This is a genomic window from Streptomyces hoynatensis, assembly GCF_003626535.1.
Lineage (GTDB): Bacteria > Actinomycetota > Actinomycetes > Streptomycetales > Streptomycetaceae > Streptomyces > Streptomyces hoynatensis.
The window spans coordinates 77672-102521 of record NZ_RBAL01000021.1 but is presented as its reverse complement, the minus strand read 5'-3'; the positions used below and the strand labels follow the sequence as shown (position 1 = coordinate 102521).

The 24850-nt window shown below is 74.5% G+C and carries 25 protein-coding genes; 10 read left to right on the top strand and 15 right to left on the bottom strand.

The window, feature by feature from the left end:
- The first annotated feature begins 66 nt into the window (after nucleotides 1–66).
- Both D7294_RS26530 and D7294_RS26525 read left to right on the top strand, forming a co-directional pair.
- Complete coding sequence (locus D7294_RS26530; protein ID WP_241562638.1) at nucleotides 67–489, top strand: winged helix-turn-helix transcriptional regulator; 423 nt, start codon at nucleotides 67–69, stop codon at nucleotides 487–489.
- A gap of 9 nt (nucleotides 490–498) precedes the next feature.
- Entirely contained in the window at nucleotides 499–699 is a 201-nt protein-coding gene (locus D7294_RS26525) for a DUF3099 domain-containing protein (RefSeq protein WP_120684155.1), read from the top strand.
- 25 nt (nucleotides 700–724) lie between these two features.
- Here the strand turns inward: D7294_RS26525 and D7294_RS26520 are convergent, their stop codons facing one another.
- Nucleotides 725–1945, bottom strand: coding sequence for an Nramp family divalent metal transporter (locus D7294_RS26520; RefSeq protein ID WP_422070744.1), 1221 nt, complete (start codon nucleotides 1943–1945; stop codon nucleotides 725–727).
- A gap of 187 nt (nucleotides 1946–2132) precedes the next feature.
- Between D7294_RS26520 and D7294_RS26515 the strand changes: the two genes are divergently transcribed.
- From D7294_RS26515 to argF, 3 genes are all read left to right on the top strand, one after another.
- Nucleotides 2133–2972: an isocitrate lyase/PEP mutase family protein gene (locus tag D7294_RS26515; RefSeq protein WP_120684151.1), complete on the top strand. Its 840-nt coding sequence runs from the start codon at nucleotides 2133–2135 to the stop codon at nucleotides 2970–2972.
- Nucleotides 2973–3265: 293 nt separating this feature from the next.
- Nucleotides 3266–4501 (top strand): arginine deiminase, encoded by a 1236-nt coding sequence (locus D7294_RS26510; RefSeq protein ID WP_120684149.1) that lies wholly within the window; start codon nucleotides 3266–3268, stop codon nucleotides 4499–4501.
- A 92-nt stretch (nucleotides 4502–4593) separates the two neighbouring features.
- Complete coding sequence (argF, locus tag D7294_RS26505; RefSeq protein ID WP_120684147.1) at nucleotides 4594–5592, top strand: ornithine carbamoyltransferase; 999 nt, start codon at nucleotides 4594–4596, stop codon at nucleotides 5590–5592.
- Nucleotides 5593–5613: 21 nt separating this feature from the next.
- On the opposite strand, the gene D7294_RS26500 is transcribed toward argF, so the two are convergent.
- On the bottom strand, nucleotides 5614–6258 hold the full coding sequence (locus D7294_RS26500; RefSeq protein ID WP_120684145.1) for a YHS domain protein: 645 nt from the start codon (nucleotides 6256–6258) through the stop codon (nucleotides 5614–5616).
- A 300-nt stretch (nucleotides 6259–6558) separates the two neighbouring features.
- A complete protein-coding gene (locus D7294_RS26495) occupies nucleotides 6559–7068 on the bottom strand; it encodes an isochorismatase family protein (RefSeq protein WP_120684143.1) in 510 nt (169 codons plus the stop codon).
- A gap of 157 nt (nucleotides 7069–7225) precedes the next feature.
- Here D7294_RS26495 and D7294_RS26490 point away from each other — a divergent pair, with 157 nt between their 5' ends.
- A complete protein-coding gene (locus D7294_RS26490; protein WP_120684141.1) occupies nucleotides 7226–7657 on the top strand; it encodes a MerR family transcriptional regulator in 432 nt (143 codons plus the stop codon).
- On the opposite strand, the gene D7294_RS26485 is transcribed toward D7294_RS26490, so the two are convergent.
- The 7 genes from D7294_RS26485 to D7294_RS26455 form a co-directional block, all read right to left on the bottom strand.
- Nucleotides 7638–8222: an O-methyltransferase gene (locus D7294_RS26485; RefSeq protein ID WP_120684139.1), complete on the bottom strand. Its 585-nt coding sequence runs from the start codon at nucleotides 8220–8222 to the stop codon at nucleotides 7638–7640. The two genes, D7294_RS26490 and D7294_RS26485, sit on opposite strands and share 20 nt — an antisense overlap.
- 9 nt (nucleotides 8223–8231) lie before the next feature.
- Nucleotides 8232–8903, bottom strand: a complete 672-nt coding sequence (locus tag D7294_RS26480; protein ID WP_277751117.1) for a response regulator transcription factor — start codon at nucleotides 8901–8903, stop codon at nucleotides 8232–8234.
- Nucleotides 8888–10108, bottom strand: a complete 1221-nt coding sequence (locus tag D7294_RS26475; RefSeq protein ID WP_120684137.1) for a sensor histidine kinase — start codon at nucleotides 10106–10108, stop codon at nucleotides 8888–8890. Before D7294_RS26475 ends, D7294_RS26480 begins: the two co-directional genes overlap by 16 nt.
- The gene (locus D7294_RS26470) at nucleotides 10105–10800 is read right to left on the bottom strand and encodes a YqeB family protein (protein WP_120684135.1); all 696 of its coding nucleotides are present in this window, start codon (nucleotides 10798–10800) and stop codon (nucleotides 10105–10107) included. Before D7294_RS26470 ends, D7294_RS26475 begins: the two co-directional genes overlap by 4 nt.
- Before the next feature lie 260 nt (nucleotides 10801–11060).
- A complete protein-coding gene (locus tag D7294_RS26465; protein ID WP_120684133.1) occupies nucleotides 11061–12581 on the bottom strand; it encodes an MFS transporter in 1521 nt (506 codons plus the stop codon).
- A gap of 24 nt (nucleotides 12582–12605) precedes the next feature.
- The gene (locus D7294_RS26460; protein WP_120684188.1) at nucleotides 12606–13589 is read right to left on the bottom strand and encodes an RNA polymerase subunit sigma-70; all 984 of its coding nucleotides are present in this window, start codon (nucleotides 13587–13589) and stop codon (nucleotides 12606–12608) included.
- A gap of 143 nt (nucleotides 13590–13732) precedes the next feature.
- Entirely contained in the window at nucleotides 13733–14692 is a 960-nt protein-coding gene (locus D7294_RS26455) for a carbon-nitrogen hydrolase family protein (protein WP_120684131.1), read from the bottom strand.
- A gap of 435 nt (nucleotides 14693–15127) precedes the next feature.
- Here D7294_RS26455 and D7294_RS26450 point away from each other — a divergent pair, with 435 nt between their 5' ends.
- Nucleotides 15128–15646, top strand: a complete 519-nt coding sequence (locus tag D7294_RS26450; protein WP_120684129.1) for an RICIN domain-containing protein — start codon at nucleotides 15128–15130, stop codon at nucleotides 15644–15646.
- 431 nt (nucleotides 15647–16077) lie between these two features.
- Here D7294_RS26450 and mmuM read toward each other — a convergent pair whose 3' ends face one another.
- From mmuM to D7294_RS26435, 3 genes are all read right to left on the bottom strand, one after another.
- The gene (mmuM, locus tag D7294_RS26445; RefSeq protein WP_120684127.1) at nucleotides 16078–16998 is read right to left on the bottom strand and encodes a homocysteine S-methyltransferase; all 921 of its coding nucleotides are present in this window, start codon (nucleotides 16996–16998) and stop codon (nucleotides 16078–16080) included.
- Between the two features lie 2 nt (nucleotides 16999–17000).
- Nucleotides 17001–17921: an LLM class F420-dependent oxidoreductase gene (locus D7294_RS26440; protein WP_120684126.1), complete on the bottom strand. Its 921-nt coding sequence runs from the start codon at nucleotides 17919–17921 to the stop codon at nucleotides 17001–17003.
- Nucleotides 17922–18154: 233 nt separating this feature from the next.
- The gene (locus D7294_RS26435; RefSeq protein WP_120684124.1) at nucleotides 18155–19063 is read right to left on the bottom strand and encodes an SDR family oxidoreductase; all 909 of its coding nucleotides are present in this window, start codon (nucleotides 19061–19063) and stop codon (nucleotides 18155–18157) included.
- Nucleotides 19064–19181: 118 nt separating this feature from the next.
- Here D7294_RS26435 and D7294_RS26430 point away from each other — a divergent pair, with 118 nt between their 5' ends.
- Complete coding sequence (locus D7294_RS26430; protein ID WP_120684122.1) at nucleotides 19182–19766, top strand: TetR family transcriptional regulator; 585 nt, start codon at nucleotides 19182–19184, stop codon at nucleotides 19764–19766.
- A gap of 11 nt (nucleotides 19767–19777) precedes the next feature.
- Here D7294_RS26430 and D7294_RS26425 read toward each other — a convergent pair whose 3' ends face one another.
- Nucleotides 19778–21160 carry a class I SAM-dependent RNA methyltransferase gene (locus D7294_RS26425; RefSeq protein ID WP_120684120.1) on the bottom strand — a complete coding sequence of 461 codons (1383 nt, stop codon included), beginning with the start codon at nucleotides 21158–21160 and terminating at the stop codon, nucleotides 19778–19780.
- Nucleotides 21161–21242: 82 nt separating this feature from the next.
- On the bottom strand, nucleotides 21243–23264 hold the full coding sequence (locus D7294_RS26420; protein ID WP_120684118.1) for an APC family permease: 2022 nt from the start codon (nucleotides 23262–23264) through the stop codon (nucleotides 21243–21245).
- 78 nt (nucleotides 23265–23342) lie between these two features.
- Between D7294_RS26420 and D7294_RS26415 the strand changes: the two genes are divergently transcribed.
- Both D7294_RS26415 and D7294_RS26410 read left to right on the top strand, forming a co-directional pair.
- Nucleotides 23343–24011, top strand: coding sequence for a potassium channel family protein (locus D7294_RS26415; protein WP_120684116.1), 669 nt, complete (start codon nucleotides 23343–23345; stop codon nucleotides 24009–24011).
- On the top strand, nucleotides 24008–24691 hold the full coding sequence (locus D7294_RS26410; RefSeq protein WP_120684114.1) for a potassium channel family protein: 684 nt from the start codon (nucleotides 24008–24010) through the stop codon (nucleotides 24689–24691). The genes D7294_RS26415 and D7294_RS26410 overlap by 4 nt, the downstream gene beginning before the upstream one ends.
- Nucleotides 24692–24850: the final 159 nt, after the last annotated feature.

Sequence of the window (24850 nt, the reverse complement as noted above, 5' to 3'; positions counted from 1 at the left end):
GGGCGTCCTTGCGCACGGCCGCGTGGGGACAGGGTGGGAGGGGACTTTCCTGGTATGAGGTACCTCGTGGATACCGGCTTTGAGCTGAGAGAACACGAGGATCTCGACATCTTCCTGCGTGCGGCGCCGACCAGGGCCGTGCTCGAACTCCTCGCCAGCAAGTGGACGATGCTGGTGCTCGTCGCGCTCGGCGACGGGCGCCCCATGCGGTTCAACGAGCTGCGCCGCCGCCTCGAGGGCGTCACCCAGAAGATGCTCACCCAGACCCTGCGCGCCCTGGAACGCGACGGGCTGCTGACCAGGACCGTCTACCCGACGGTTCCGCCGCGTGTCGAGTACCGGCTGACCGCGCTCGGCGGCGGGCTGGGCAAGCTCCTCACCGCGGTGACCGACTGGTCGCGCGAACACGTGGCGGAGATGCGCGCGGCCAGGGCCGCCTTCGAGGAACGCGCGGCGCACCAGCCGCAGGGGGTCGGCACCGCGCCGTAGCCTGGAAGCGTGTACGCCCGCCGCCGTCGCCGGTACTTCCTGCTGATGGGCATCTGCCTGGCGCTCTTCGTCAGCGCCTGGACGGTCGTGCGGCTGTGGTCCGTACCGGTGGCGATCGCGATGTGCGTGGTGGCCGCCGCCATCCCGCCGGTGGCGGCGATCACGGCCAACCGGCGCGAGCGCGACGACCGCTGGTGGGACGAGCGCTGAGCCCGCCGGTCCCGCCGGCCCCCGCCTACCAGGGCAGGTCCTGGATCTGCCGCACGCACAGCACCAGGAACATGACGCCCGAGCCGAAGAGCACCACGTTGGTGAACAGTCCGTTGCGCCAGGAGCGCGGGACGCGGTCGGTGTTCAGCAGCCACAGCAGGGTCAGCGCGAGGAAGGGCATGAACAGCGCGCCGAGCACGCCGTAGGTGATGATCAGGCCCACGGGCTGGTCGAGCCACAGCAGCGGCATCGGGGGGAACGTGAGCCAGAGCAGGTACGCCCGGAAGGGCCAGGAGCGCTCCGCCTGCGGCTCACCGTTCTCGCCGACGGGCACGGAGCCGGGCCGCAGCCGGGAGACGAAGTCGGCGAACAGCAGGCTGACGCCGTGCCAGACGCCGATCACCGAGCTGAAGGAGGCGGCGAAGAAGCCCACCAGGAACAGGTCGGCCGTGGCCGTGCCGAACCGGTCGGACAGCACGTCGCCGACGTCGACGAGGCCCTTGTCCCCGCTGTTCAGCGCCACGTCGGTGGCGTGCAGCAACTCCGCGCCCACGATCAGCATCGCGAGGACGAAGACGCCGGTCGTGGCGTAGGCGACGCGGTTGTCCACGCGCATCATCGGTATCCACGAGGGCCCCCGCCAGCCCTTGGCCGTCACCCAGTAGCCGTAGGAGGCGAGCGTGATGGTGCCGCCGACGCCGCCGACGAGGCCCAGGGTGTAGAGCACCGAGCCGTGCGGCAGGGTGGGCCACAGCCCGGCCCCCAGGCCGCCGAGGTCGGGCGTGACCCGGATCGCGACGCCGACGACGATCACGAACATCGTGCCGACGAGCCCCATCATCAGCTTCTCGACGACGGCGTAGCGGTTGAACCAGACGCTGACCAGGCCGAGCAGCCCGCAGAGGATGCCCCAGGTGCGCAGCGAGGGTCCGTCGGGGAACAGCGCGACCAGCGGCAGGCCGCTCGCCGACATGGCCGTCGCGCCGTAGACGAAGCCCCAGACGACGATGTAGACGCCGAAGTAGCCGACGGGCCAGCGGCCGATCGAGCGCCAGCCGTCGAAGATCGTGGTCCCGGTGGCCAGGTGCCACCTGCCGGTCGCCTCGGCGAGGGAGATCTTGATCAGGCAGCCGAGCACCGCGGCCCAGACCAGCGTGTACCCGTAGCGCTGCCCGGCCACCGTGGTGGCGACGAGGTCGCCCGCGCCCACTCCCGTCGCCGCAACCACCAGGCCGGGACCGACCAACCGCCAGCGTGTACGGGGGAGTTCGGGTCCTGCTTCCTCATGTGTTGTGGCCACGAGGGAGTCTGCCCAGCCGCCGCGGGAGAACACCGGAAAATACGCACACGCGAACGATTCATTGGGCGGCCCGGTGACGGCCCCGGCGGAAAACCGCCGGACCGAACCGGCCCGGCCTGCTGTACTTGCCCGCATGACGCAGCACACCGACCTCTCGGCCAGGGCCCGGCTCTTTCACGCACTGCACCAGGGCCCCGCTCCCCTGGTCCTGCCCAACGCCTGGGACGCGGCCAGCGCCAGGATCGTCCAGGCGGCCGGAGCCGCGGCCGTCGCCACCACGAGCTCCGGGGTGGCCTGGTCGCTCGGCGCCCCCGACGGGGACCGCCTGGCCCGTGACCTCGCGCTCGGCCTGGTGGCCAGGGTCGCCGCCGCGGTCGAGGTGCCCGTGACGGCGGACGTCGAGAGCGGCTTCGCCGAGGACCCGGCCGGCGTGGGCGAGACGGTGCGGGCCGTGGTCGAGGCGGGGGCGGTCGGCGTGAACCTGGAGGACAGCCACCACGGCGGGCCCGTCCCGCTGCGGGCCGTGACGGACCAGGCCGAGCGCCTGGCGGCCGCCAGGAAGGCGGGCGAGGCGCTGGGCGTTCCGGTGTTCGTCAACGCGCGGGTCGACGTGTTCCTGCGCGGCAGGGAGCTGCCGCGCCCCGAGGCGGTGCGGGAGACGCTGACGCGCGCGGCGGCATACCTGGCGGCGGGCGCGGACGGCGTGTTCGTGCCCGGCGTCACGGAGCCCGCGCTGGTCGCCGAGCTCGCGGCCGGGCTCGACGCGCCGCTGAACGTGCTGGCGGGCCCCGGCGCCCCGCCCGTCGCGGAGCTGGCCGCCGCCGGGGCCAGGCGGATCAGCGTCGGCTCGGGGCTGGCCCAGGCCGCCTACTCGCTGGCCGACCGCGCCGCGCGGGAGCTGCTGACCGCGGGCACCTACACGGAACTGGCCGGGGCACACGGCTCCCGGAGGCTCAACGAGCTGATGAGCTGAACGGACGGACCGCGTCCCGCCGTCTCCCGTGCCCCGCTCCCGCGGGGCGCCCCGCCCTGCCGCCCGGGCCGCCCGCGTGCCCGGGTCACCAGCGTGCCCGGGCCGCCGTCGTGTTCTGCCCGCCCCGCCTGCCCGGGCCGCCCGCGTGCCCGGCCGCTGTCGTGTTCTGCCCGCCGTCGCGCACCCGCGCCGCACGAGATGTCGCGCGCGCCCCGGTCGGCCCGCCGGAGGCAGGAGGGCCGGGGCGGGCCCCGGCCCCTCGCCCGGGGCCGTTCAGCCCCCAGAATGGGGACATGAGCTTTCACGTCGACTCGGAGACCGGGCGGCTGCGCCGGGTGATCCTGCACCGCCCGGGGCTTGAGCTGAAGCGGCTCACGCCGAGCAACAAGGCCGACCTGCTGTTCGACGACGTCCTGTGGGTGCGCCGCGCGCAGGAGGAGCACGACCGGTTCGCGGCCCTGCTGCGCGGGCGCGGGGTCGAGGTGCACCTGTTCGGGGACCTGCTGACGGAGAGCCTGGACGTGCCCGCGGCGCGCACCCTGGTGCTCGACCGGGTCTTCGACGAGCGCGAGTACGGGCCGCTCGCCACCGACACGCTGCGGGCCGCGTTCGACGCGCTGCCCACCGGGGAGCTGGCCGAGGCGCTGGTGGGGGGCGTGACGAAGCGGGAGTACCTGGAGCGGCACCCGGCGCCGGCCTCGGTGCGGTTCCACGTGATGGGCCTCGACGACTTCCTGCTGAACCCGCTGCCGAACCACATCTTCACCCGCGACACCTCGGCCTGGGTGTACGACGGCGTGGCCATCAACGCGATGCGCTGGCCGGCCAGGCAGCGGGAGAGCGTCCACTTCGAGGCGATCTACCGGCATCACCCGCTGTTCACGGGGGCGGCGGCGGGCGAGTTCCGCACCTGGGCCGAGGGGCAGGGCGCGCATCCCTCCACCATCGAGGGCGGGGACGTGCTGGTCATCGGCAACGGGGCGGTGCTGGTGGGGCTCAGCGAGCGGACCACGCCGCAGGCGGTGGAGCTGCTGGCGAAGCGCCTGTTCGAGGCCGGCTCCGCGCGGACCATCGTGGCGCTCGACATGCCGAAGCGACGGGCCTTCATGCACCTGGACACGGTCCTGACGATGGTCGACGGGGAGACGTTCACCCAGTACGCGGGGCTGGGCATGCTGCCCTCCTACACGATCGAGCCGGGCGGCGACGGGCAGGAGCTCAAGGTCACCGACCACCCGCCCGAGCACATGCACCGGGCGATCGCGGCGGCCCTGGGGATCGGCGCCATCCGGGTGCTGACTCCGGTTCAGGACGTGCACTCGGCCGAGCGGGAGCAGTGGGACGACGGGTGCAACGTGCTGGCCGTCGAGCCGGGCGTGGTGGTGGCGTACGAGCGGACCGTCACGGCCAACGCCCACCTGCGGGCCCAGGGCTTCGAGGTGCTGGAAGTGGCGGGGAGCGAACTGGGGCGCGGGAGGGGCGGGCCGCGGTGCATGAGCTGCCCGGTGGAGCGGGATCCGGTCAGCTGACGGACTTGCATAGGCATGTGGATTTACGCATATGATTACGGCCGCACCTCATCAGGGTCGCACCGCCGACCTACCGGCACACGGAGGCCGCCATGGGAACGGAACTCACCGGACGGAGTCTCCTGCGGGAGCTCGACCTCAGCCCCGAGGAGTTCAGGTCCCTGGTCGACCTGGCGGGCGAGCTGAAGGCCGCCAGGCGCGCGGGCCGGGAGCGGCAGCTGCTCGGCGGCAGGCACATCGCGCTGATCTTCGAGAAGAGCTCGACGAGGACGCGCTGCGCCTTCGAGGTGGCCGCCGCCCAGCAGGGGGCGTCCACCACCTGCCTCGACCCCTCCGGCTCCCACATCGGCCACAAGGAGTCGGCACGGGACACCGCCCGGGTGCTGGGCCGGATGTTCGACGCCATCCAGTACCGGGGGGCCGCCCAGGAGACGGTCGAGGAGCTGGCCGCGTACGCCGGGGTCCCGGTCTACAACGGCCTGACCGACGCCTGGCACCCCACGCAGATGCTCGCGGACGTGCTGACGATGACCGAGCACACCGCGAAGCCCCTGCCCGAGATCGCCTTCGCCTACACCGGCGACGCCCGCAACAACATGGGCAACTCCTACCTCGTCACCGGCGCCCTGCTCGGCATGGACGTGCGGATCGTGGCGCCGCGGGGGCTGTGGCCCGAGGCCGGGGTCCAGGCGGAGGCCCGGCACCTGGCCGAACGCACCGGCGCGCGGATCACGCTCACCGAGCAGGTCGAAGAGGGCGTGGCGGGCGCGGACTTCGTCGCCACGGACGTCTGGGTCTCGCTCGGCGAGCCCAAGGAGGTGTGGGACGAGCGGATCGCGCTGCTGCGGCCGTACGCCGTCACCATGGACACCCTGCGCGCCACGGGCAACGCCGAGGTGAAGTTCCTGCACTGCCTGCCCGCGTTCCACGACCTGGGCACCGAGGTGGGGCGGGAGATCCACGCCAGGCACGGGCTGGACTCCCTCGAGGTCACCGACGAGGTGTTCGAGTCCGCCCACTCGATCGTCTTCGACCAGGCGGAGAACCGCATGCACACCATCAAGGCCCTGATGGTCGCCACCCTCGGCTGACCCGGGGGCGGCGCCGCCCGGTCACGGCCGCCCCGCCGCCTCGCGGCGCGCCAGGAAGGTGCGCCGGCAGCCGGGGCAGCAGAAGCCGTAACGCGTCCCGGCCACCTCGGCGGTGACGGCGGCCGGCCCGGCGAGCGGGACGGTCGCCCCGCAGACCGGGTCGACGGCCATGCCGGGCGGGGCCTTGCCCTCTCCCCTGACCGCCGCGCTGATGAGCTCGGACATGGCGGACTCGCCGATCACGCGCCCGAACGCGCCGTAGCCGCCCTCGGGCACGCCCAGCACGTGCACCTCGGCGTGCGGCTCCCGGTACAGCCGCTCAGGATCGCCGTCGAACTCGGCCAGGGCGCGGGTCACCCGGACCACGAGCTGTTCGCTCAGCTCCTTGCGCCAGGGTCCCGGCACGTGGATCCGGACGACGTAGCGCGGGGGTTGCCCCGGGCCGAGCGGACGGCCGCCGGCAACCCAGGTGCCCACCTCGTGCACGACCACGTGGGTGATGCTCTCCAGGAAGTCGAGCACTCCCGGGTCGGCGCGCTCCGCGCCCGGCTCGCCGCGCTCCCGGGGCCCGTCGTGCAGCCCGTGGGTGGTGAGCCGCCGGGCGAGGCGGTCGAGTTGCTCGCGCGTGAACATGCCCTTGGGCACGAACACCTCGGTGAACATCATGCGCGTCGGCTCCCCTCTGCCCCGGACGTCCCCGAGGGTCTGAGCACACGGAGATGACACCCCTACCAGGTAGGGGTATGGCGCGCACCAGGATAGGCGTACAGCGTAAGCTCTTCAAGGGCCGAGGAGCCACCGACTCCGGCGCCCGGCCACGGGACCAGACCGGGACCGGGACCGGGACCGGGAAGAAGGCGGGGACCGCAACGGCGGGGAGGCGAGGACGGTACGGCGAGGAGGCGGGGAAGGGGGGCGGGGAGGAGCGCGGCAATCGTCCCCGGCCCGCAGGGGGCCGGGGACGTGTCACTCGCCGGGCCGGGCGCCGCCCTCGAAGCGCGCCGAATCCGCGACGAGGACGCCTGCCGCGCGCAGCTCCTCCTCCACGGCCGCCGGAACGGCCGCGTCATACGTGGCATGCGCGCCCCGGATCAGCGCGACCCGGTGCCCGCGCCGCAGCGCACCGAGCGCCGTGCCCCGCACACAGAACTCGCTCTGCATCCCGGCCACCACCAACTCGGCCCCGGCCGGCAGCAGTTCACCCAGGGCCGTGCCCTCGAAGGCGTCACACTCCCCCTTGTCCACCACGCGCTCGCCCCGGCGCACCTCGTGCACCAGCTCCCAGCCCGCGGCGCCCGGCTCGTCGGGCTCGCCCTCGGGACCGCAGTTGCGCACGTGGAACACGGGCACCTTCGCGGCCCGCGCCGCTTCGAGAAGCCGCCCGAGCCTGGCCCCCACCCGGGCCGCGCCGAGCACGGGCGCGGGGGGAAGCAGCATGTTGCGCTGCACATCCACGAGAAGCAGGGCGTCACTCACACCCCACAGACTAGCACACACGTTCGAATCCGAACACGGCCGCGGCGCCCCGCGGTTCGCCCCGGAAGGCCCCACCCCGCCTCGGCGGAAGGAGGTAAGGTCTCACATAGATGTCAGACTTTCCGGAGGAGCTCCGGGGACCGGGGAGACGCTGCCGATGCGCATCGGGGAGATGGTCCGCAGGACCGGCGTGAGCGAACGGCTGCTGCGCTACTACGAGGAACAGGGCCTGCTGCGCCCGGAACGCCTGCCGAGCGGCTACCGCGTCTACCGCGAGGCCGACGTAGAGACCGTCCGCCGCGTCCGCGCGCTACTCGGCGCCGGGCTGAGCACCTGCGCCATCGCCCGGATGCTGCCCTGCCTGGCGGACGAAGGCGAGCGGCTGGTGCCCGTCTGCCCCGAACTCGTCGCCGACCTGCGGGAGGAACGCCGGCGGATGACCAGGGCGATCGAGGATTTGCGGCACTCGCGCTCCCTGCTCGACAAGGTCATCGCCGCCGGGGAGGCGGGCGAGGCGGAGGCGGGCGAGGGCGAGGCCGCACCCCGCGCGGCGGCGCCCGCGGGGCGGCTCAGCGAGCCGGCCGCCTGACCCCCACCAGGGTGCTCAGATCGCCCGCCAGCCGCAGCTCGACGGCCCGCAGGGCCGGGTGCTCCAGCCAGTACCGCCGCGCGGGGTCTGCTTCGGCCCGGCCGGGGGTGAAGTCGTCGATGACCACCGTCCCGCCGGGAACGAGCAACTCGCCCGGGTCGGCGGGCTCGTCGCCGCTCTTGCCTCCTCCCCCGCCGTCGAGCACCAGCAGATCGAACGGGCCGTACCCGCAGATCTCCCGCCACTCCCCGCACACCACCTGCACCCGCGGGTCGTGCGCGAAGATCTCCCGCGCCAGGCCGGCGAGCAGGGGGTCGCGCTCCACGCTGACCAGCCGGACGTTCGGCCCGGCCGCCGTCGCGAGCCAGGCCAGGCCCACCCCGCAGCCCGTGCCCGTCTCGCCGATCCGCGCCGGGGCCCCGCCGGCGAGCGCGTGCAGCAGACGGCCCTCCTCGGGACGGCAGGAGTAGGCGAACCCCTGTTCCCTGGCCACCTTCACCGCCCGGGCCACCAAGGGCGGAAGGTCCCGCACGTACAGATACGCGTCCGTACCGTGGAGCGACACACAGTAAGCCTAGTCCGACGCGTCGTGCACGAGAATGGCCACCTGCACGCGGTTGTCGCAGTCGAGCTTGGTGAGGATGCGCGATACGTACGTCTTCACCGTCGGCACGCTCATGTAGAGCTCGGCGGCGATCTCCGCGTTCGATCTGCCCCGTCCCACCGCGAGCGCCACGTCCCGTTCGCGGTCGCCGAGCGCCCCGAGGGCCGCCCTGGCCCTGGCCGCCCTGCGGCGCCGCTCTCCGGAACGCCCGTCCTCCACCACGTGGCGGATCAGCCGGGTGGTCACCGCGGGCGACAGCATCGACTCGCCCGCGGCCACGCAGCGCACCGCCCGCAGGAAGTCGGTGGGCGGCACGTCCTTGACCAGGAAGCCGTTGGCCCCCGCGCGCAGCGCCCGCAGCACGTAGTCGTCGGTGTTGAAGGTGGTCAGGACGATGATCGCCGGCCCTCCCGCCCTGGCGCGCAGCGCCTCGGTGGCGGCCAGCCCGTCCAGCTTCGGCATCCGGATGTCCATCAGCACCACATCCGGCCGCAGGCTCCTGGCCGCCTCCACCGCGGCGGCGCCGTCCGCCGCCTCGCCGACCACCTCGATGCCCGGGTCCGCGCCGAGGATCAGCCCGAGACCGGCCCGGACCAGCGCGTCGTCGTCGGCGATCAGCACGCGAATCAGGTCTTCGGCCACGGCAGCCACGCCTCCAGACAGAAATCGACCCCACCGTCCTCGGCCCGCCGCGGACCGTAGTCGATGCGCCCGCCCGCCAGCGACACCCGCTCGGTCAGGCCGAGCAACCCGGACCGCGAGCCGGGCAGCCGGCTCTCCCCCGCGCGTGCGCCCAGCGCGTTGCGCACCCGTATGTGCAACTCGTCCTTGCCCGCCCGGGCCAGGCCGACCAGCACCTCGCGGCCCGGCGCGTGCTTGCGAGCGTTGGTCAGCCCCTCCTGGACCACGCGGTAGGCCGTGCGCCCGACCGAGGGCGGAACTCCCTCCCCGGCCGGCAGCCGGTCCTCCAGCAGGACCGGCAGGCCCGCGGCCCGCGACTCACTCACCAGCTCGGCGATGTCCGCCACCCCGGGCTGGGGACGCGGGCCCGCCCCCGCACGGCCGCCCTCGCGCCCTTCCCCGCCCGGCCCGGCGCGGAGCACGCCGAGTATCTCCCGCAGGTCCTCGAGCGCCTGATGCGCGCTCGTCCTGATCGTGCCGGCCACCTTCGCCACCTCCTCCGCCCCCATGTCGCGGCGCAGTTCGAGCGCGCCCGCATGCAGGCTCATCAGCGTGATCCGATGCGCCAGGACGTCGTGCATCTCCCGCGCGATGTCCTCCCGCTCCCTGCCGCGGATCTGCTCGGCGCGCAGCAGGGCCTCCGCCTCCGCCCGCTCGGCCCGCTCCCGAAGCGAGTCGATCAGCTCGCGTCTGGCGCGCACCACCATTCCCCAGGCGACCGGCGGCGTCATCAGCAGGAAGGACAGCGCCACCCCCGCCACCGCCTGCCCGAGCGGCCCGAACCCCGCCTCGGCCAGATCCGGATCCGGCCGGACCAGGGCGTAGGGCACCGCGGCCACGCAGCCGACCCCCATGACGAGGGCGACCTGCCGCCACGGCCGGTGCACGGCCACGCCGAAGGCGGCGATCAGCATGGCCCCCGCGACGTACTCCGTGAATCCGGCCAGGGCCACCTCGAAGAGCGCCACCGCCATCGGCCGCGCCCTGCGCTGCCAGAGCGCGACGCACCCGGCCAGCGTCAGCAGCGCGCAGGCGAGGACATACCCGTCGGGCCCCTGCCGGCCGGCGTCCACCGCGTCCGCCCCCAGCACGAACGCGGTGAAGAAGGCCAGCGACAGGCAGGTGAGATCGACGAGGAGGTCGCGCCGGGCACCGCGCCACCTCACGACCGCACCAGCGGGCGCCAGTACTGCCGGGCCGACCGGTCCCGCACCACGTAACCCAGCCGCTCCACCTCGGCGCGCAGCTCGGCCGTCTCCTCCTCGGCCTTCTTCTCCAGCGCCACCTGCCTGGCCTTCAGCAGCGCGTTGACCGCGGGGGGCAGGTCGGGGGTCTCGGGCACCCAGCGGCGGTAGAGGCCGGCGTAGGGATCGCCCTTGACCCAGGGATATCCGTGGGCGGTGAAGGCACGGGCCACCTCCTTGGGCGGCGCCTCTATCCGGTCGCTGAGCAACTGCCTCGACTCCCGGTCGAGGAGGACCAGCTGCTTGCCGTCGAGGAAGACGGCGTCCACCTCGGGGCGCGCTATGCACCGCTCCCGCCCGGCCCTGACCGACCGGAGCATCGCGTCGGTCAGGGTGACCCGCAGGCTGACATGGGCGGCGTACGCCCCGAAGCAGAGACCCACGAGCAGGCCGGCCCCGCAGAGCCCGGCCGTGGTCCAGGGACCCTCGTGCGAGGCGATCACCCGCAACGGGCCCCGTCCCGGCAGCCAGCGGACCCCGGCCGCACGCTCCGCCACCCACGGCAGGCAGAGGCCGATCAGCGCGCCGAGCACCGGTATCCCGGCGAACAGCACGACCCTGTCCCCCACGGGCAGACCGAGCACCGTCGTCTCTTCCCTGGCTTCGCTCGACATCCCTCGGCTCCGGCTCCCTGCGCGCTCCTTGCTGGCTTCCTCAGGAAAACTATGCGCAGCCGGCCCCCGCGCACAGTCATCCAAAGTCGCTGTTCCCGCCACCAAAGGCTGACGTCCCCGCCCGGCCCAGCCGCCCCGCCCGGGCGGCGATGCCCGGGGGCCACCCCGCCCGGGCCGCGCCGCCCGGCAAGGCTGCCCCGAACCCGGCCGCCGGCCCCCGCGGGCCCGGCAAGGCTGTCCCGTACCCGGCCGCCCGGGCCTCAGCGCCCCCTTCCCGCCGGCGCGGCGCCCCGCGCCCGGCCGCCCGCCGCCTCGCCGCCGCGGTCGCCCGCCCCGCCGGCCCGCGTCGCCCCGGCCTCCCGGCCGGCCGTCTCGCCGCTCCCCGTCCCGCGCGGCTCGCCGCCCGCGGCCCCCGCGGTCCCGGCACGGGCGGAACGCCCAGGGGCGAACACCGCGAAGAGGGTGCCACAGGCCGCGAAGGCCGCGGACAGCGCGAGCGCGGGCCGGAACCCGTCGATGAACGACGCGGGCGAGCCGTAGCCCCCGTGCCGCACGAACACCGCCGACACGGCAGCGACCCCGAAGACGCCGCCCAGCTCGCGCAGCGTGGTGTTGGTGCCGGCGGCCACCCCCGCATCCCCGGGAGGCACCGCGGCGGTCACCGTGCTCGCGGAGTTGGCGAAGATCATCCCGGTGCCCACCCCGGCGACCACCAGCGGCAGCACCAGCCTCCCGTAGCCGACGCCGGGTTCGGTGACGGCGGCGAGCCAGCCGAGCCCGCCCGCCTGCGCCAGCAGCCCGGTCACCAGGAACGGCCGCGGGCCGAAGCGCTCCGCGAGCAGCCCGGCCACCGGTGCGGTGATCATCGGCATGCCCGTCCACACGAGAATCCGCAGCCCCGCCTGGAGCGGCGAGTTGCCGAGGCCCGTCTGCATCAGCTGCGCAACCATGAACAACGCGCCGAGCAGCGACAGGAACTGGAAGAAGATCACGCCGTTCGCCGCGGTGAAGCCGCGGTCGGCGAAGTACCGCAGCGGCAGCATCGGGTAGGCGGCCCGCCGCTGCCACCAGAGGAACGCGGCGAGCAGCGCCACGCCGGCAACCAGCGCGCAGACCACCTCCACGCTCCCCCAGCCCGCCTCGGGCGCCCGCACGGGCGCCCAGGTCAGGGCGAACATCCCCGCGGCGCCCAGGGCCAGTCCGGAAAGGTCGAGATGTGGCCGCGGGCCGTGGCTCTCGCGCAGCCGCAGCCGCGCGAGCGGCGTCATGACCAGCGCCACCGGCACGTTGATCCAGAAGATCCACTGCCAGGAGACGCCCTCGGTGATCACCCCGCCGAGCACCGGTCCCGAGGCCACGCCGAGGCCGCTGATGCCGCCCCACATGCCGATGGCCACCCCGCGCCGCTCGGCCGGGAAGGCCTCGCTGATCAGCGTGAGCGTCAACGGGGTGAGCACCGCCGCGGCGGCTCCCTGCGCCGTCCTGGCCGCGATCAGCGTCCCCGCGCCTGGGGACAGCGCGGCCGCCGCGGAGGCCAGGGCGAAGCCGAGCAGCGCGAGGGAGTACACGCGCCGGCGGCCGAAGCGGTCGCCGAGGGCGGCTCCGGTCAGCAGCAGGCACGCGAAGGCGAGGTTGTAGGCATTGATCGTCCACTCCAGGTCGGCCAGGCTCGCGCCCAGGTCGGCCTGGAGTGCGGGGAGCGCGGTGGCGACCACCACCACGTCGAGCGAGCACAGGAATGCGCCGAGCCCCGCCAGGGCCAGCGTCCACCTCTGTGTCATGTCTGCGGGTCCTTCCCACGTCGGTTACGGCGTGGAGACCCCCGTGGCGGCGGAAAGGAATCGGGTGGCGAGGGAAGAGTCGAGGAAGACGCAGATCCCGGCGATGCCGGCGCGGGTGACCTCAAGCAGCTGCACCCCGTGCGGTTCGCCGTCCATCAGGGTCGCGAAGGCCGGCTGCCCACCCGCCTCGACCGGCAGCAGCCGCAGGCGGGCCGCCGGGGCGTGGCCGCGCCCGGCCAATGCCCCGGAGCCGTACGAGAAGACCCGCTCGGCGAGGAACCGCCCCACCGCCGCACGGCCCGCGAACCAGGCGGCGAACGGCGGCATTTCCAGGGTCACATCGGCACGCAGCAACCGCAGCAGCGCGGTCAGGTCGGCGCGTTCGAAGGCGGACACGTACGCGTCGAGCAGGGCGCGCAGCTCCGCGCCCGCCGGCTCGGCGAGCTCCTCCTCGGCGGGCGCGACGTGGGCGAGGGTGGCCCTGGCACGCTGCAACGCGCTCTTGACCGCGGGGGTGGTCGAGCCGAGCAGCCCGGCCACCTCGGCGGCCGGCAACGCCAGCACGTCGCGCAGGATCAGCACCGCGCGCTGCCGCGGCGGCAGGTACTGCAGGGCGGCCACCAACGCCAGCCTGAGGCTGCCGCGGGCCGCGACGACCGCCCCGGGCTCGCTCGGCGGCGGGCCGGGGAAGGGCTGGAGCCAGGGGATGTCGAGCCGTTCCGGCCCGAGCGGCGCGCCGGGCTCGGCCGGGGAGCCGAGCCCGGAGGGCAGGGGCCGCCTCGCCCGCCGCTCGGCGGCCGACAGGCAGGCGTTCGTGGCGATCCGGTACAGCCAGGTCCGCACGGAGGAGCGGTGCTCGAAGGAGCCGTAGGCGCGCCAGGCCCGCAGGTACGTCTCCTGCACCAGGTCCTCCGCCTCGTCCGCCGAGCCGAGCATGCGGTGGCAGAACGCCAGCAACTCGCGGCGATAGGGCGCCGCCAGCTCCTCGAACTCCTGCGTTCCGCCCATGGCCACACCACCGGTCCCTTCGACGCGCGGGCGGGCGAAGGCCCGCCTCCCTTGCGTACAGACCCCGCGGCGGGCCCCGAGTCATCGGTGCCGGGCCCCGGGGCGGCCGGGCCGCGGCCGCCCCGGCGCCCCGGGTGGCCCCGTCAGCGGGGCACCGGACGGCCGGCGTGGTCCACGCGGACGAAGGGGGGCCGCGGCGGGGCGGCGGTCAGGGCCCCGTAGGCCGAGGGGCGGCGGAAGGCGTCGCCCCACGTCTCGCGGCGCCGGTAGTCGCGCAGCGCGTCGAGGTCGAACACCGCCGGGTAGACCCCGGGCAACTCGCCCGCCTCCACCACCAGCGTGTTCCGCGAGCCCCCCGCGAAGGCCATCCCGTCGAAGGCCGCGGAGTGACCCCAGCCGGGGCCCGCGTAGTTGGCCATGGCGACGCCCAGCATGTTCTCGTAGGCGCGGGTGCGCAGCTGGGTCAGCCGGTTGGGCTCCATGTCGCAGGCGTTGGGCACGAGGACGAGCTCGGCGCCGCCCAGCATCAACGCCCGGGCGCTCTCCGGGAATTCGCGGTCGTAGCAGATCATCGCGCCCACCCGCACCTCGCCCGCCGCGGTGTCCAGGGTGGCGACCTGGAAGGAGCCGCCCGGGGTGAGGTCGGCCTCGGGGAGCGCGAAGGCACAGGTGTGCACCTTGGCCTGGGTGAGCACCTCGCGGCCGTGCCGGTCGATCAGGGAGACGGTGTTGCGGGGCGGGCCGTCCCAGCGTTCCAGGTAGGTGACGGCTATCGCCATGCCGAGTTCCGCGGCGAGTTCCCGGAAGCGGACGAGGAAGGGCGAGTCGCGGGTGAGCGCCTCACCGCGCCAGGCCGTGCCGGGGGCGGGGACGTCGAGGGGCATCCGGCCCTCCCAGAGGCCGGGGTCGCGATAGACGTTCTCGGACTCGGCCTGGGGCGCCACGGCGGTGCGGTAGCCGTTGCTCCACATCTCGGGGAACAGGGCCAGGTCGGCGCCGAGGGCACTCGCGCGACGGCAGGCCGCCTCGCCCGCCGGGAGGTTGGCGGCGAGGTCGGGTCCTGGGCGTTCCAGCTGGAGCAGGGCGATGGTCAGCGTGCGCATGAAAAGGCTTCCTTCGTGAAGAGGCGGCTTGCTGGTTCGTCGTCACGAAGGAGCGGCGGTGGTCCCCGGGCCCGGGGGTGGCGTCAAAGCATGCGACCACGATACCCCGGCGACCCGCGCCGGGCATGGACATGACCGGCAGCCCGGCTAGACTCCCGCGCTGCCGCCCTGCCCTGGCCGCGGGCCCGGCGCGACGGCCTGCCCGGACCGCCGGGCGGCGCGCACCACCCGGGAAACGCCACGCGGATCGCACCACCCGTAGCGCACCGCGAGAACGCACCCGCGACGGCGACGCCGGGACCCGGCACGCACACACGCAAGGCACCAGGCACCAAGCACCAAGCACCAAGCACCAAGCACCAAGCACCAAGCACCAAGCACCAAGAAAGCAGCAGCACAGGCAGAGACACGAAGAAACCACCACAAGGGGACGACATGGTGAGAAGACTTCTGGGAGCCGCCTCGGCCGTCGTGGCCGGACTCGCGCTGAGCTGCGGGCAGGCCGCGGCCGCCGCGCCGGATCGCGCGGAGCTGCCGGTGCTCCTCGCGGACACCGAGCTGAGCGCCTACGCCACCGCGGGCGGCGACATCACGGGCCCCGCCGACGACCGGTACGTCCGCATGCTGCCGGCCACCGGCACCGACGCGCAGCGCTGGGAGCCACGGGCGCTGGACGGCGGCGCCACCGCCCTGGTCTCCCTCGCGACCGGCGGCTGCCTGACCGCCGACCCGGCGGCCGCCACCCGCTTCGTCACGACCTCGCCCTGCGACGGCGGCGCGGCGCAGAGCTGGGACCTCAAGACGGGCGACGCGGGGACGCTCCTGGTCAACCGCGGCCTCGGGGCGTGCCTGACCCGGCCGTCCGTCTCCACCGTTCCGCCCGTCGCGGAGGACCGGCTGTCCGTGGCCGCCTGCGACGGCAGCGAGGAGCAGACCTTCCGGCTGGTCGTCTGAGACCTGGCGGGAGGGCCGCGGCGGCCCGGGGCCGTGCGCCTGAACGGGGAGGCTCTGGGCCGCGAACGGCCCCGGGTCCTGACGGGAGCCGGGACCTCTGCCCTGCACAGCGGAGGTACCGGCTCCCCAGGTGAGTGTGCCGGAATCGGCGCCGAACTCCAGAGCCAGCAGACAGTTTCGGTCGCGATGCGTGCGGCCTCAGCTACCAAACGTCAAGGGCGGGCGGGCCCGATTTCCCGGCGGTCACCAGCCCCCGGGCGGCCCGTTCGCCCCCGGCTCCCGTTCCCGGCCCGCCGGGACGGCCACCGCGAACACGGCCGGAATTCACGGCTCCCGCGCCACGGGCTCCCGCGCCCGGGGGCCCCGGCACCCGCGGGCCGCGCGGCGGCGGGCCGAAAGCGGAGCGGAACAGGCACGGGGCCAGGGCCGGTTCACCGGTCGGCGCCGAGCGCCGCGGCGAGTTCCGCGATCCGCCCGGTGCCCACCCGGCAGCAGCCGCCGATCAGCCTGGCCCCCGCCGCCCGCCAGCCCACGGCCGCCTCCGCGGCGAAGGCGGAGCGGCCGCGCCAGCGGCCGGCCGACGGGTCCCAGCGCTCCCCGCTGTTGGGATAGGCCACCGCGGGCTTGCCCGCCGTGGCCACCGCGAGCTCCACCGCGGGCCCCACCTCCGCCGGGTCGCAGCAGTTGACGCCCACCGCGAGCACCTGGTCGTTGCCCACGGCCGCCGCGAAGGCGTCCGCGAGGGGCTGCCCGGCCCGCGTCCGGCCGCCCGCGACGGTGTAGGACAGCCACACGGGAACCCCGCAGCCCTCGGCCGCCCGCAGCAGGGCCTCCGCCTCCACCACGTCCGGCACGGTCTCCAGCGCCAGCACGTCGGGCCCGGCCGCGGCGAGCGCCTCCACCCGCGGCCGGTGGAAGCGCACCAGCTCCGCCACGCTCAGCCCGTACCGGCCCCGGTACTCGCCGCCGTCCGCGAGCACCGCGCCGTACGGGCCGACCGAGGCCGCGACCCACACCCGCCGCCCCGGGGCCGCCCGCGCGGCGGCCCGCCGGGCGAGCCGGACGCTGTCCCCGAACAGCCGCGCGGCCCCGGCCCGCGTCACCCCGCGCCGGGCGAACCCCTCGAAGGAGGCCTGGTAGCTGCCCGTGATCAGCACCCTGGCCCCGGCGCGAACGTAGGCCGCGTGCGCCGCCTCCAGCTGCCGCGGCTCGTCGGCGAGCAGCCGGGCCGTCCACAGCTCGTCGGCCAGGTCGCAGCCCTGACGTTCGAGCTGGTGGGACAGTCCGCCGTCGAGCACGAGCGTCCCGGCGGCCAGCGCCGCCCGGAGGTCCTGGGCCTCGGGGGTCGCCACGGTCAGTCCAGCTGGGGGGCGATCCGGGTGGCGATCAGCTCCAGGTGGTCCAGGTCGGAGAGGTCCAGGATCTGCAGGTAGAACCGGGAAGCGCCGTGCTCCGCATAGCGGCCGATCTTCTCCACCACCTCGTCGGGCGTGCCGGCGAGCCCGTTGTCCCGCAGCTCCTGCGGCTCACGGCCGATGGCCGCCGCGCGCCGGGCGAACTCGGCCTCGTCCTTGCCGACGCAGGCCACCAGCGCGTTCGAGTACACCAGGTCGCCGGGCTTGCGCCCCGCCTCCTCCGCGGCGTTCCGCACGCGGGCGAACTGCGCGGCGGTGTCCTCCACCGAGGCGAAGGGCATGTTGAACTCGTCGGCGTAGCGGGCGGCCAGCCGCGGGGTGCGCTCCTTGCCCGCGCCGCCGAGCAGCACCGGCACCTTCGGCTGCGCGGGCTTGGGCAGCGCAGGCGAGTCGGTGAGCGTGTAGTAGGTGCCCTCGTAGGAGAAGGTCTCGCCGGCCGGGGTGTTCCACAGGCCGGTGATGACGGCGAGTTGCTCCTCCAGGCGCGGGAACTTCTCCTTCGGGAACGGAATCCCGTAGGCGGTGTGCTCGGCATCGAACCAGCCGGCGCCGATGCCGAACTCCACCCGGCCGCCCGACATCGCGTCCACCTGGGCGACCTGGATCGCCAGCACGCCCGGCAGGCGGAAGGTGGCGGCGGTCATCAGGGTGCCGAGCCTGATCCGGCTCGTCTCACGGGCGAGGGCACCGAGGGTGATCCAGGCGTCGGTGGGCCCGGGCAGGCCGTCGCCGCTCATCGTCAGGTAGTGGTCGGAGCGGAAGAAGGCATCGAAGCCGAGTTCCTCGGTGGCCTTGGCGACGCTCAGCAGCGTCTCGTAGTCGGCACCCTGCTGCGGTTCCGTGAAAATCCGAAGATCCATGGGCCCATTCTGCGCCGTCGCCCGCCGGGCCCGCGGACGGCCACCGCCGCCGGGGGTCCGCGGCTGCCCGTCCGCGGGCGGGCGCCGCGGGGGCCGGCGGCGTCCGGGTGCCGCGCGCGGCGGCGGGGCGCGGCGCTGCCCGCCCGGGGCCCGCCCGGGGCCGGGGGCGCGCAACGGGCCGCGCGGCAGCGGGAATCGGCGCCCGCGCGGTCGGGGTGCGCCCCCGCGCCCGGTCAGGCGGCCTGGGTGCGGAAGTAGTGGCCGGCCTCCAGGTCCTCGAGGAGTCCCGGGCCGGCCGGCTCCCAGCCGAGCAGTTCCCTGGTCGCCTGCGCCGCGGCCGGCGAGTCGACGCCGAAGAAGTGGCCCAGCCAGCCGAACCGCTCGCCCGCCTCCTCCGGCGCGACCGGGGTCGTGGGCACACCGAGGTGACGGCCGATGACCCCGGCGATCTCCCCGACGGGCACGCCCTCGTCGCCGACGGCGTGCAGCACCGATCCGCCCGGCGCCTGCTCCAGGGCCAGGCGGAAGAGGCGCGCCGCGTCGGACCTGTGCACGGCGGGCCAGCGGTGGGAGCCGTCGCCGACGTAGCCGGAGACGCCCGCGGACCTGGCGATTTCGATCAGGGCCGGGACGAAGCCGTGGTCGCCCTCCCCGTGCACCGAGGGGGGCAGCCGCAGCACCGAGATGCGGACCCCGCGCGGGGCGTAGTCGAGGGCGAGGCGGGCGCTGTCCTGGCGCGAGCCGGTCCCGGACCCGCCGGCCTCGGGCCAGTCCCGTTCCGTGGCGACGCGCCCCGGGGCGACCCCGAGGAGGCCCGAGGCGATGACGAGCGGCCGGTCCGAGCCTTCGAGGGCGCCGCACAGGGCCTCGATGGCGCGCCGGTCCACCTGCGTCGAGTGCTCGAACCGGGAGAAGTCGTGGATGAAGGCGAGATGGATGACGCCGTCGGATTCCGCGGCCGCGGCCCGCAGTCCCGCCAGGTCCTCCAGCGAGCCGCGCCGCACCTGCGCGCCGGCGGCCACGAGGGCCTCGGCCGAGGCGTCGGAGCGGGCGAGGGCGAGGACCTCGTGGCCCGCGCCGAGGAGTTCGGGGACGACGGCGCCGCCGATGAAGCCGGAGGCGCCGGTGACGAATACGCGCATGGAGGGGACTCCCTTGCCGAGGGGAGGGCCGCCCGTGGGAAGGGCGACCCATGTCAGTAACTGTCATCAACGTTAGCACAGGCGATGACAGTCACTGACTTCACGGTAGACTCGCGGCATGGGCCGGTGGCAGCCGAACGCGCGCGGACGGCTCCAGCGGGCGGCGCTGGAGCTGTACGGCGAGCGCGGATTCGAACAGACCACGGTGGCGGAGATCGCCCAGCGCGCCGGGCTCACCGAGCGCACCTTCTTCCGGCACTTCACCGACAAGCGCGAGGTCCTCTTCGCGAACGCGGAAGAGTTCGAGGGGAGCTTCGTGCGGGCCCTGGTCGCCGCCCCCGAGGCCACGCCGCCGATCGAGGCGGTGGCCGCCGCGGCCGAGGCCGGGGCGGGCGCGATACAGAGCGACCGCGCCCAGGCCCGCAGGCGCCAGGCCGTGATCGCCGCGAACGCGGAGCTTCAGGAGCGCGAGCTGACCAAGCTCGCCCGCCTCACGGCCGCGCTGGCCGGGGCGCTGCGCGAGCGCGGCGTGCCTCCCGCGACGGCGAGCCTGGCCGCCGAGGCCGGGGTCGCCGTCTTCAAGGTCGCCTTCGAGCGCTGGATCGGCGAGGAGGGCGAGGAGGACCTGCCGCGGCTGGTGCGGCAGTCGCTCGACGAGCTCAGGGCCCTGGCCGCGGGCGCCGGCGCGGCGTCACCCGGCTGAGCCCGGGCCCGTCAGGCCCCCTCGCCCCCGCGGTTCCTGGCCCGGTCCGCGGGCTCCAGGATCGCCACGCACTCCATGTGGTGCGTCATCGGGAAGAGGTCGAACGCCCGCAGGAAACGCGGGACATAGCCGCCGGCCCGGAACTCGGCCAGATCGCGGGCCAGGGCCGCCGGGTCGCAGGCGACGTACGCCACGCGGCGGGCGCCCAGGCCGCAGATCCGCCGGACCACCTCGCGGCCGGCCCCGGCCCGCGGCGGGTCGAGGACCACCAGGTCGGCCTCGGTGATGCCGGTGCGCGGCAGCACCCGCTCGACCGTGCCCTGCTCCACCCGGACCCGCTCGAAGGAGGCGAGGTTGTGCCGGGCGTCGCGCACGGCGCGCGGGGAGGACTCGATGCCGAGCACCGCCCCGCGCTCCCCCACGCGCTCGGCGAGCGCCCCGGCGAACAGGCCGGCCCCGCAGTAGAGATCGAGGGCCGTCTCGCCCTTGCGCGGGGTCAGGCCGCGCATCACCGCGTCCACCAGCAGCCCGGCGGCCTGCGGGTGCACCTGCCAGAAGCCACCGCCGCTCACCCGCCAGGTGCGGTCGTCGGCGCGCTCCCTGACGAAGGCGCGGCCGTGCACCTGGTGCACGGGGGGCTCGCCGCGCCCGGGGCGCCGGCCGGCGTCCTCGGCGCGCAGCACCGAGACGGGGCGGTCCAGGCTCACCAGCGGAAGGCGCCTGCCCGGGCGCGGGGTGAGCACCACCATGCGGTCGCTTGACCCGGTGGCGGCGATGGCCTCGACGGAGGCCATGCCGGGCCACTCCCGGCCTTCCACGCCGAGCTCGGCCACGCCCTCCGCCGCGATCAGGCAGCGCTCGACGGGCTCCACCTCGTGCGAGCGGTGCCGGCGCAGCCCAGGCCGCCCGTGCTCGTCCACCGCGTACTGCACCCTGGTGCGCCAGGCCGGCACCTCGCCCGGGGCGAGCTTGTCGCCGGGCGCGGGCTCCACGGTGCCGTCCCAGCCGGCGTCCTCGGCGCCGAGCCCGGCGAGCTTGCGCAGCTGCTCGGCGAGCACCTCCGCCTTCAGGCGGCGCTGCGCCCCCGGCTTGACGTGCTGCCAGTCGCAGCCGCCGCACCGCCCGGGGGCGGCGTAGGGGCAGGGGGCCGGCACGCGGTCCCTGGAGGGAACCAGCACCTCGACGGCGTCGGCGCGCAGGAAGCGGGAGTCCTCGCGGCCCTCGGTGACCCGGGCCACGATGCGCTCGCCCGGCAGGGTGTGGCGGACGAAGAGCACCCGGCCCTCCGCGGTCCTGGCCACGCAGTGCCCGCCGTGTGCGACGGGCCCGACCTCGACCTCGTACTCCTGCCCGGCCAGCGAGGCAGCCTTGGACGAGGGTTCTGCGGTGGCCATGGGGTACGGACTCCAGGGGTGTGGCGGATGCGGGGCACGGCGGCCTTGCGGGCCTGGCCCGCGGCGGGGACGGCTGCCCAGTCTACGGCCGCACCCGGTGGCCCCCCGAGCCCCGCCTGATCGCCCCCGGCGCCTGCCGCCGCGAGCCGCGCTTGGCGCGCTCCCTGGCCGCCTCGGCCGAGTGCAGCTGCCAGGGCACCGAGGTCACCGTGACCCCCGGGGTCAGCAGCAGCCGGCCCTTGAGGCGCAGGGCGCTCTGGTTGTGCAGGACCGCCTCCCACCAGTGCCCGACCACGTACTCGGGAATGATCACGCTCACCACGTCGTTGGGGTGCGTGTGGCGGAGTTCCTTGACGTACTTGACGAACGGGTGGCTGATCTCCCGGTAGGGCGCGTCGATGACCTTCAGGGGCACGTCCAGGTGGCGGCGCCGCCACTCCGCCTTCAGCTCCCTGGCCTCGTCGGGGTCGACGGCGATGGTGACCGCCACCAGGCTGTCGGCGCGCAGCAGCCTGGCGTAGGACAGGGCGCGCAGCGTCGGCTTGTGGATCTTGGAGACCAGGACCACGGCGTGCACCTGCGAGGGCCGCATCCCCAGGTGCTCCGGGGGCTCGTTCACCGCCAGCTCCTCGGCCACCGCGTCGTAGTGGCGCCTGATCACGGTCATCAGCCCGTAGAAGAGCGCCATGCCGACCAGGGACACCCAGGCCCCCTGGGTGAACTTGGTGATCAGCACGATGAAGAGCACCAGCGCGCACAGCCCGGCGCCGAAGCCGCTGAGGGCCCGGCTGCGGTATATCCGCCGGCGCGCCGCGGCGTCCTGCTCCTCGCCGAGCAGGCGGTTGTAGTGCTTGACCATCCCGCTCTGGCTGAAGGTGAACGACACGAACACGCCGACGATGTACAGCTGGATCAGCTGGTTGACGTTGGCGTCGAAGGCCGCGACCAGGCCGCCGGCCAGGATGGTCAGGAAGACGATGCCGTTGCTGAAGGCGAGGCGGTCGCCCCTGGTGTGCAGCTGGCGCGGCAGGAAGCGGTCCTGGGCCAGCAGCGAGCCGAGCACGGGGAAGCCGTTGTAGGCGGTGTTGGCCGCCAGGAAGAGGACGAGCGCGGTCGCGCCGGCCAGGAAGTAGAAGAAGACCGAGTGGCCGCCGAAGACCGCGGCGCCGACCTGCGCGATCACCGGCTCCTGGTGGTAGCCGCTGCCGGCGGGCCGCCCGTCGATGAGCAGGTCGTGGGCCGGGTCCTCGGCCAGGCGCACGTCCGTGGTCAGCGCGAGGGTCATCACGCCGAGGAACATCGTGCAGGCCAGCACGCCCATGACCGTGAGCGTGGTGGCGGCGTTGCGCTCCTTGGGCTCGCGGAAGGCGGGCACGCCGTTGCTGATCGCCTCCACGCCGGTGAGCGCGGCACAGCCGGAGGAGAACGCCCGCAGCAGCAGGAAGAGCATGGCCAGCGCGGACAGGTTGGTCTGCTCGGGCACGATGTCGAAGTCCGCGGTCGGCGCGCGCATGTCATCCTGGAGCGCCAGCCCGCGGAACGCGCCCCAGGCCACGGTGCCCAGCACGCCGGCCACGAAGGCGTAGGTGGGGATGGCGAAGATGGTGCCCGACTCCCAGACGCCGCGCAGGTTCATCACCATCAGCAGGGCGATGACGATCAGCGCGCAGGACACGTCGTGCTGCTTCACGAAGTCGACGGCGGAGCCGAGGTTGTCGATGCCGGCGGCGACCGACACGGCGACGGTCAGGACGTAGTCCACCAGCAGCGCGCTGCCCACGGTGAGCCCGGCACGGCGGCCGAAGTTCCGTGAGACGACGCTGTAGGCGCCGCCGCCGTTCGGATAGGCGTGCACCGTCTGCCGGTAGGAGGCCACCACGGTGACCATCAGGACGATGATCCCGATGGTGATCCAGATGCTGCTGTGGTACCAGGACAGGCCCGCGATCGACAGGATCAGCAGGACCTCACCCGGCGCGTAGGCGACCGAGGACAGCGGGTCCGAGGCGAAGACGGGTAGCGCAATACGTTTCCGCAGCAGGGTCTCGCGCAGCGCGTCGCTACGCAGTGCGCGGCCGAGGATGACGCGCTTGGTTACGGCCATGGCCACACCGTAGCCCGCGCGGCCCCTCGACCGGACACCGGGAGGCCCGCCCGGTAGCGTGACTGCCGGAGGAGACCTATGCACATCGTGATCATGGGCTGCGGCCGGGTCGGCGCCACGCTCGCGCAGAACCTGGAGGATCGGGGGCATTCGATCGCGGTGATCGACCGCGACCCCGCGGCCTTCCGCCGGCTCGGCTCTCGCTTCGGCGGCCTGCGGGTGACCGGGCACGGCTTCGACCGTGCCACGCTGACCGAGGCACGGCTGCCTGAGGCGGGCGCGTTTGCCGCTGTGAGCAGCGGCGACAACTCGAACATCATCGCGGCAAGAGTGGCACGCGAGGTCTTCGGCGTCGAGAACGTGACGGCCCGCATCTACGACCCGCGCCGGGCGGAGGTCTACGAGCGGTTCGGCATCCCCACGGTGGCCACCGTGCGCTGGACCGCGGACCAGATGCTGCGGCGGCTGCTGCCCGCCGGGGCCGAGCCGCTGTGGCGTGACCCGAGCGGCGGGGTGCAGCTCTCCGAGGTGCACGTCTCCCCGGCCTGGGTGGGGCACCCGGTGCACCGCTTCCAGGAGCGGACCGGCGTGCGGGTCGCCTTCCTCACCCGCCTCGGGGAGGCGATGCTCCCGACCGCGCGCACGGTGCTGCAGGAGGGGGACCTGGTGCACGTGATGATGTACGGCGACCAGGTCGCCGAGGTGGAGGCGGCCTGCCTGCGCGGCCCCGAGGAGGACCGGCCATGAGGGTCGTCATCGCGGGAGCGGGGGCCGTGGGCTGCTCGATCGCGGCCGAGCTGCTGGAGAACGGCCACGACGTGCTCCTGATCGACCGCTCCCCGCAGGCCGTGTCGGTGGCCAGGGTCCCCGAGGCGGAGTGGCTGCTCGCGGACGCCTGCGAGATCCGCACCCTGGACGACGCGGCGCTGGAGCGCTGCCAGGTGGTGATCGCCGCGAGCGGCGACGACAAGGTCAACCTGGTGGTCTCGCTGCTCGCGAAGACGGAGTACGGCGTGCCGCGGGTGGTGGCCAGGGTCAACGACCCGGAGAACGAGTGGCTGTTCAACGACTCCTGGGGCGTGGACGTGGCGGTCTCCACCCCGCGGCTGATGTCCGCGCTGGTGGAGGAGGCGGTCAGCGTGGGCGACCTGGTGCGGCTGCTGCGGTTCAGCCAGGGCGAGGCGAACCTGGTGGAGCTGACGCTGCCCGAGGGCGCCGCGCTGGTGGGCACCCGGGTCGGCGAGGTGGACTGGCCGGGGGACACCGCGCTGGTGACGATCATCCGCGGGGGCCGGGTGCTGACCCCGGACCCGGACGACGCGCTGGCGGCCGGGGACGAGCTGTTGTTCGTGGCGGCCCAGGACCGCGAGGCGCAGCTGGAGCAGCTGCTCTCCCCCCGCCCCGGCGAAACAGGCGAAGCGGGCTGAACCGGCGGGGCACAGGAGCCCCGCCCGGCGTACCTCCGCCGAATTTCTTAGCGATTTCCTGACGCCGCGCTAACGGTGCCTTGACGGGTTTCCTACGGCTTTTTGACGCCGGCTCCGGTGCCCGGGCGCCCCTTCTCGGCGCCCGCGCTCCCGCGCGCC

Bases quoted from the DNA above. Each gene is read 5' to 3' on its own strand.
- D7294_RS26515 (WP_120684151.1), top strand. From the start codon at position 2,133: ATGACGCAGCACACCGACCTCTCGGCCAGGGCCCGGCTCTTTCACGCA.
- D7294_RS26510 (WP_120684149.1), top strand. From the start codon at position 3,266: ATGAGCTTTCACGTCGACTCGGAGACCGGGCGGCTGCGCCGGGTGATC.
- argF (WP_120684147.1), top strand. From the start codon at position 4,594: ATGGGAACGGAACTCACCGGACGGAGTCTCCTGCGGGAGCTCGACCTC.
- D7294_RS26500 (WP_120684145.1), bottom strand. From the start codon at position 6,258: ATGATGTTCACCGAGGTGTTCGTGCCCAAGGGCATGTTCACGCGCGAG.
- D7294_RS26490 (WP_120684141.1), top strand. From the start codon at position 7,226: ATGCGCATCGGGGAGATGGTCCGCAGGACCGGCGTGAGCGAACGGCTG.
- D7294_RS26470 (WP_120684135.1), bottom strand. From the start codon at position 10,800: ATGTCGAGCGAAGCCAGGGAAGAGACGACGGTGCTCGGTCTGCCCGTG.
- D7294_RS26465 (WP_120684133.1), bottom strand. From the start codon at position 12,581: ATGACACAGAGGTGGACGCTGGCCCTGGCGGGGCTCGGCGCATTCCTG.
- D7294_RS26460 (WP_120684188.1), bottom strand. From the start codon at position 13,589: ATGGGCGGAACGCAGGAGTTCGAGGAGCTGGCGGCGCCCTATCGCCGC.
- D7294_RS26455 (WP_120684131.1), bottom strand. From the start codon at position 14,692: ATGCGCACGCTGACCATCGCCCTGCTCCAGCTGGAACGCCCAGGACCC.
- D7294_RS26450 (WP_120684129.1), top strand. From the start codon at position 15,128: ATGGTGAGAAGACTTCTGGGAGCCGCCTCGGCCGTCGTGGCCGGACTC.
- D7294_RS26440 (WP_120684126.1), bottom strand. From the start codon at position 17,921: ATGGATCTTCGGATTTTCACGGAACCGCAGCAGGGTGCCGACTACGAG.
- D7294_RS26435 (WP_120684124.1), bottom strand. From the start codon at position 19,063: ATGCGCGTATTCGTCACCGGCGCCTCCGGCTTCATCGGCGGCGCCGTC.
- D7294_RS26430 (WP_120684122.1), top strand. From the start codon at position 19,182: ATGGGCCGGTGGCAGCCGAACGCGCGCGGACGGCTCCAGCGGGCGGCG.
- D7294_RS26425 (WP_120684120.1), bottom strand. From the start codon at position 21,160: ATGGCCACCGCAGAACCCTCGTCCAAGGCTGCCTCGCTGGCCGGGCAG.
- D7294_RS26420 (WP_120684118.1), bottom strand. From the start codon at position 23,264: ATGGCCGTAACCAAGCGCGTCATCCTCGGCCGCGCACTGCGTAGCGAC.
- D7294_RS26415 (WP_120684116.1), top strand. From the start codon at position 23,343: ATGCACATCGTGATCATGGGCTGCGGCCGGGTCGGCGCCACGCTCGCG.
- D7294_RS26410 (WP_120684114.1), top strand. From the start codon at position 24,008: ATGAGGGTCGTCATCGCGGGAGCGGGGGCCGTGGGCTGCTCGATCGCG.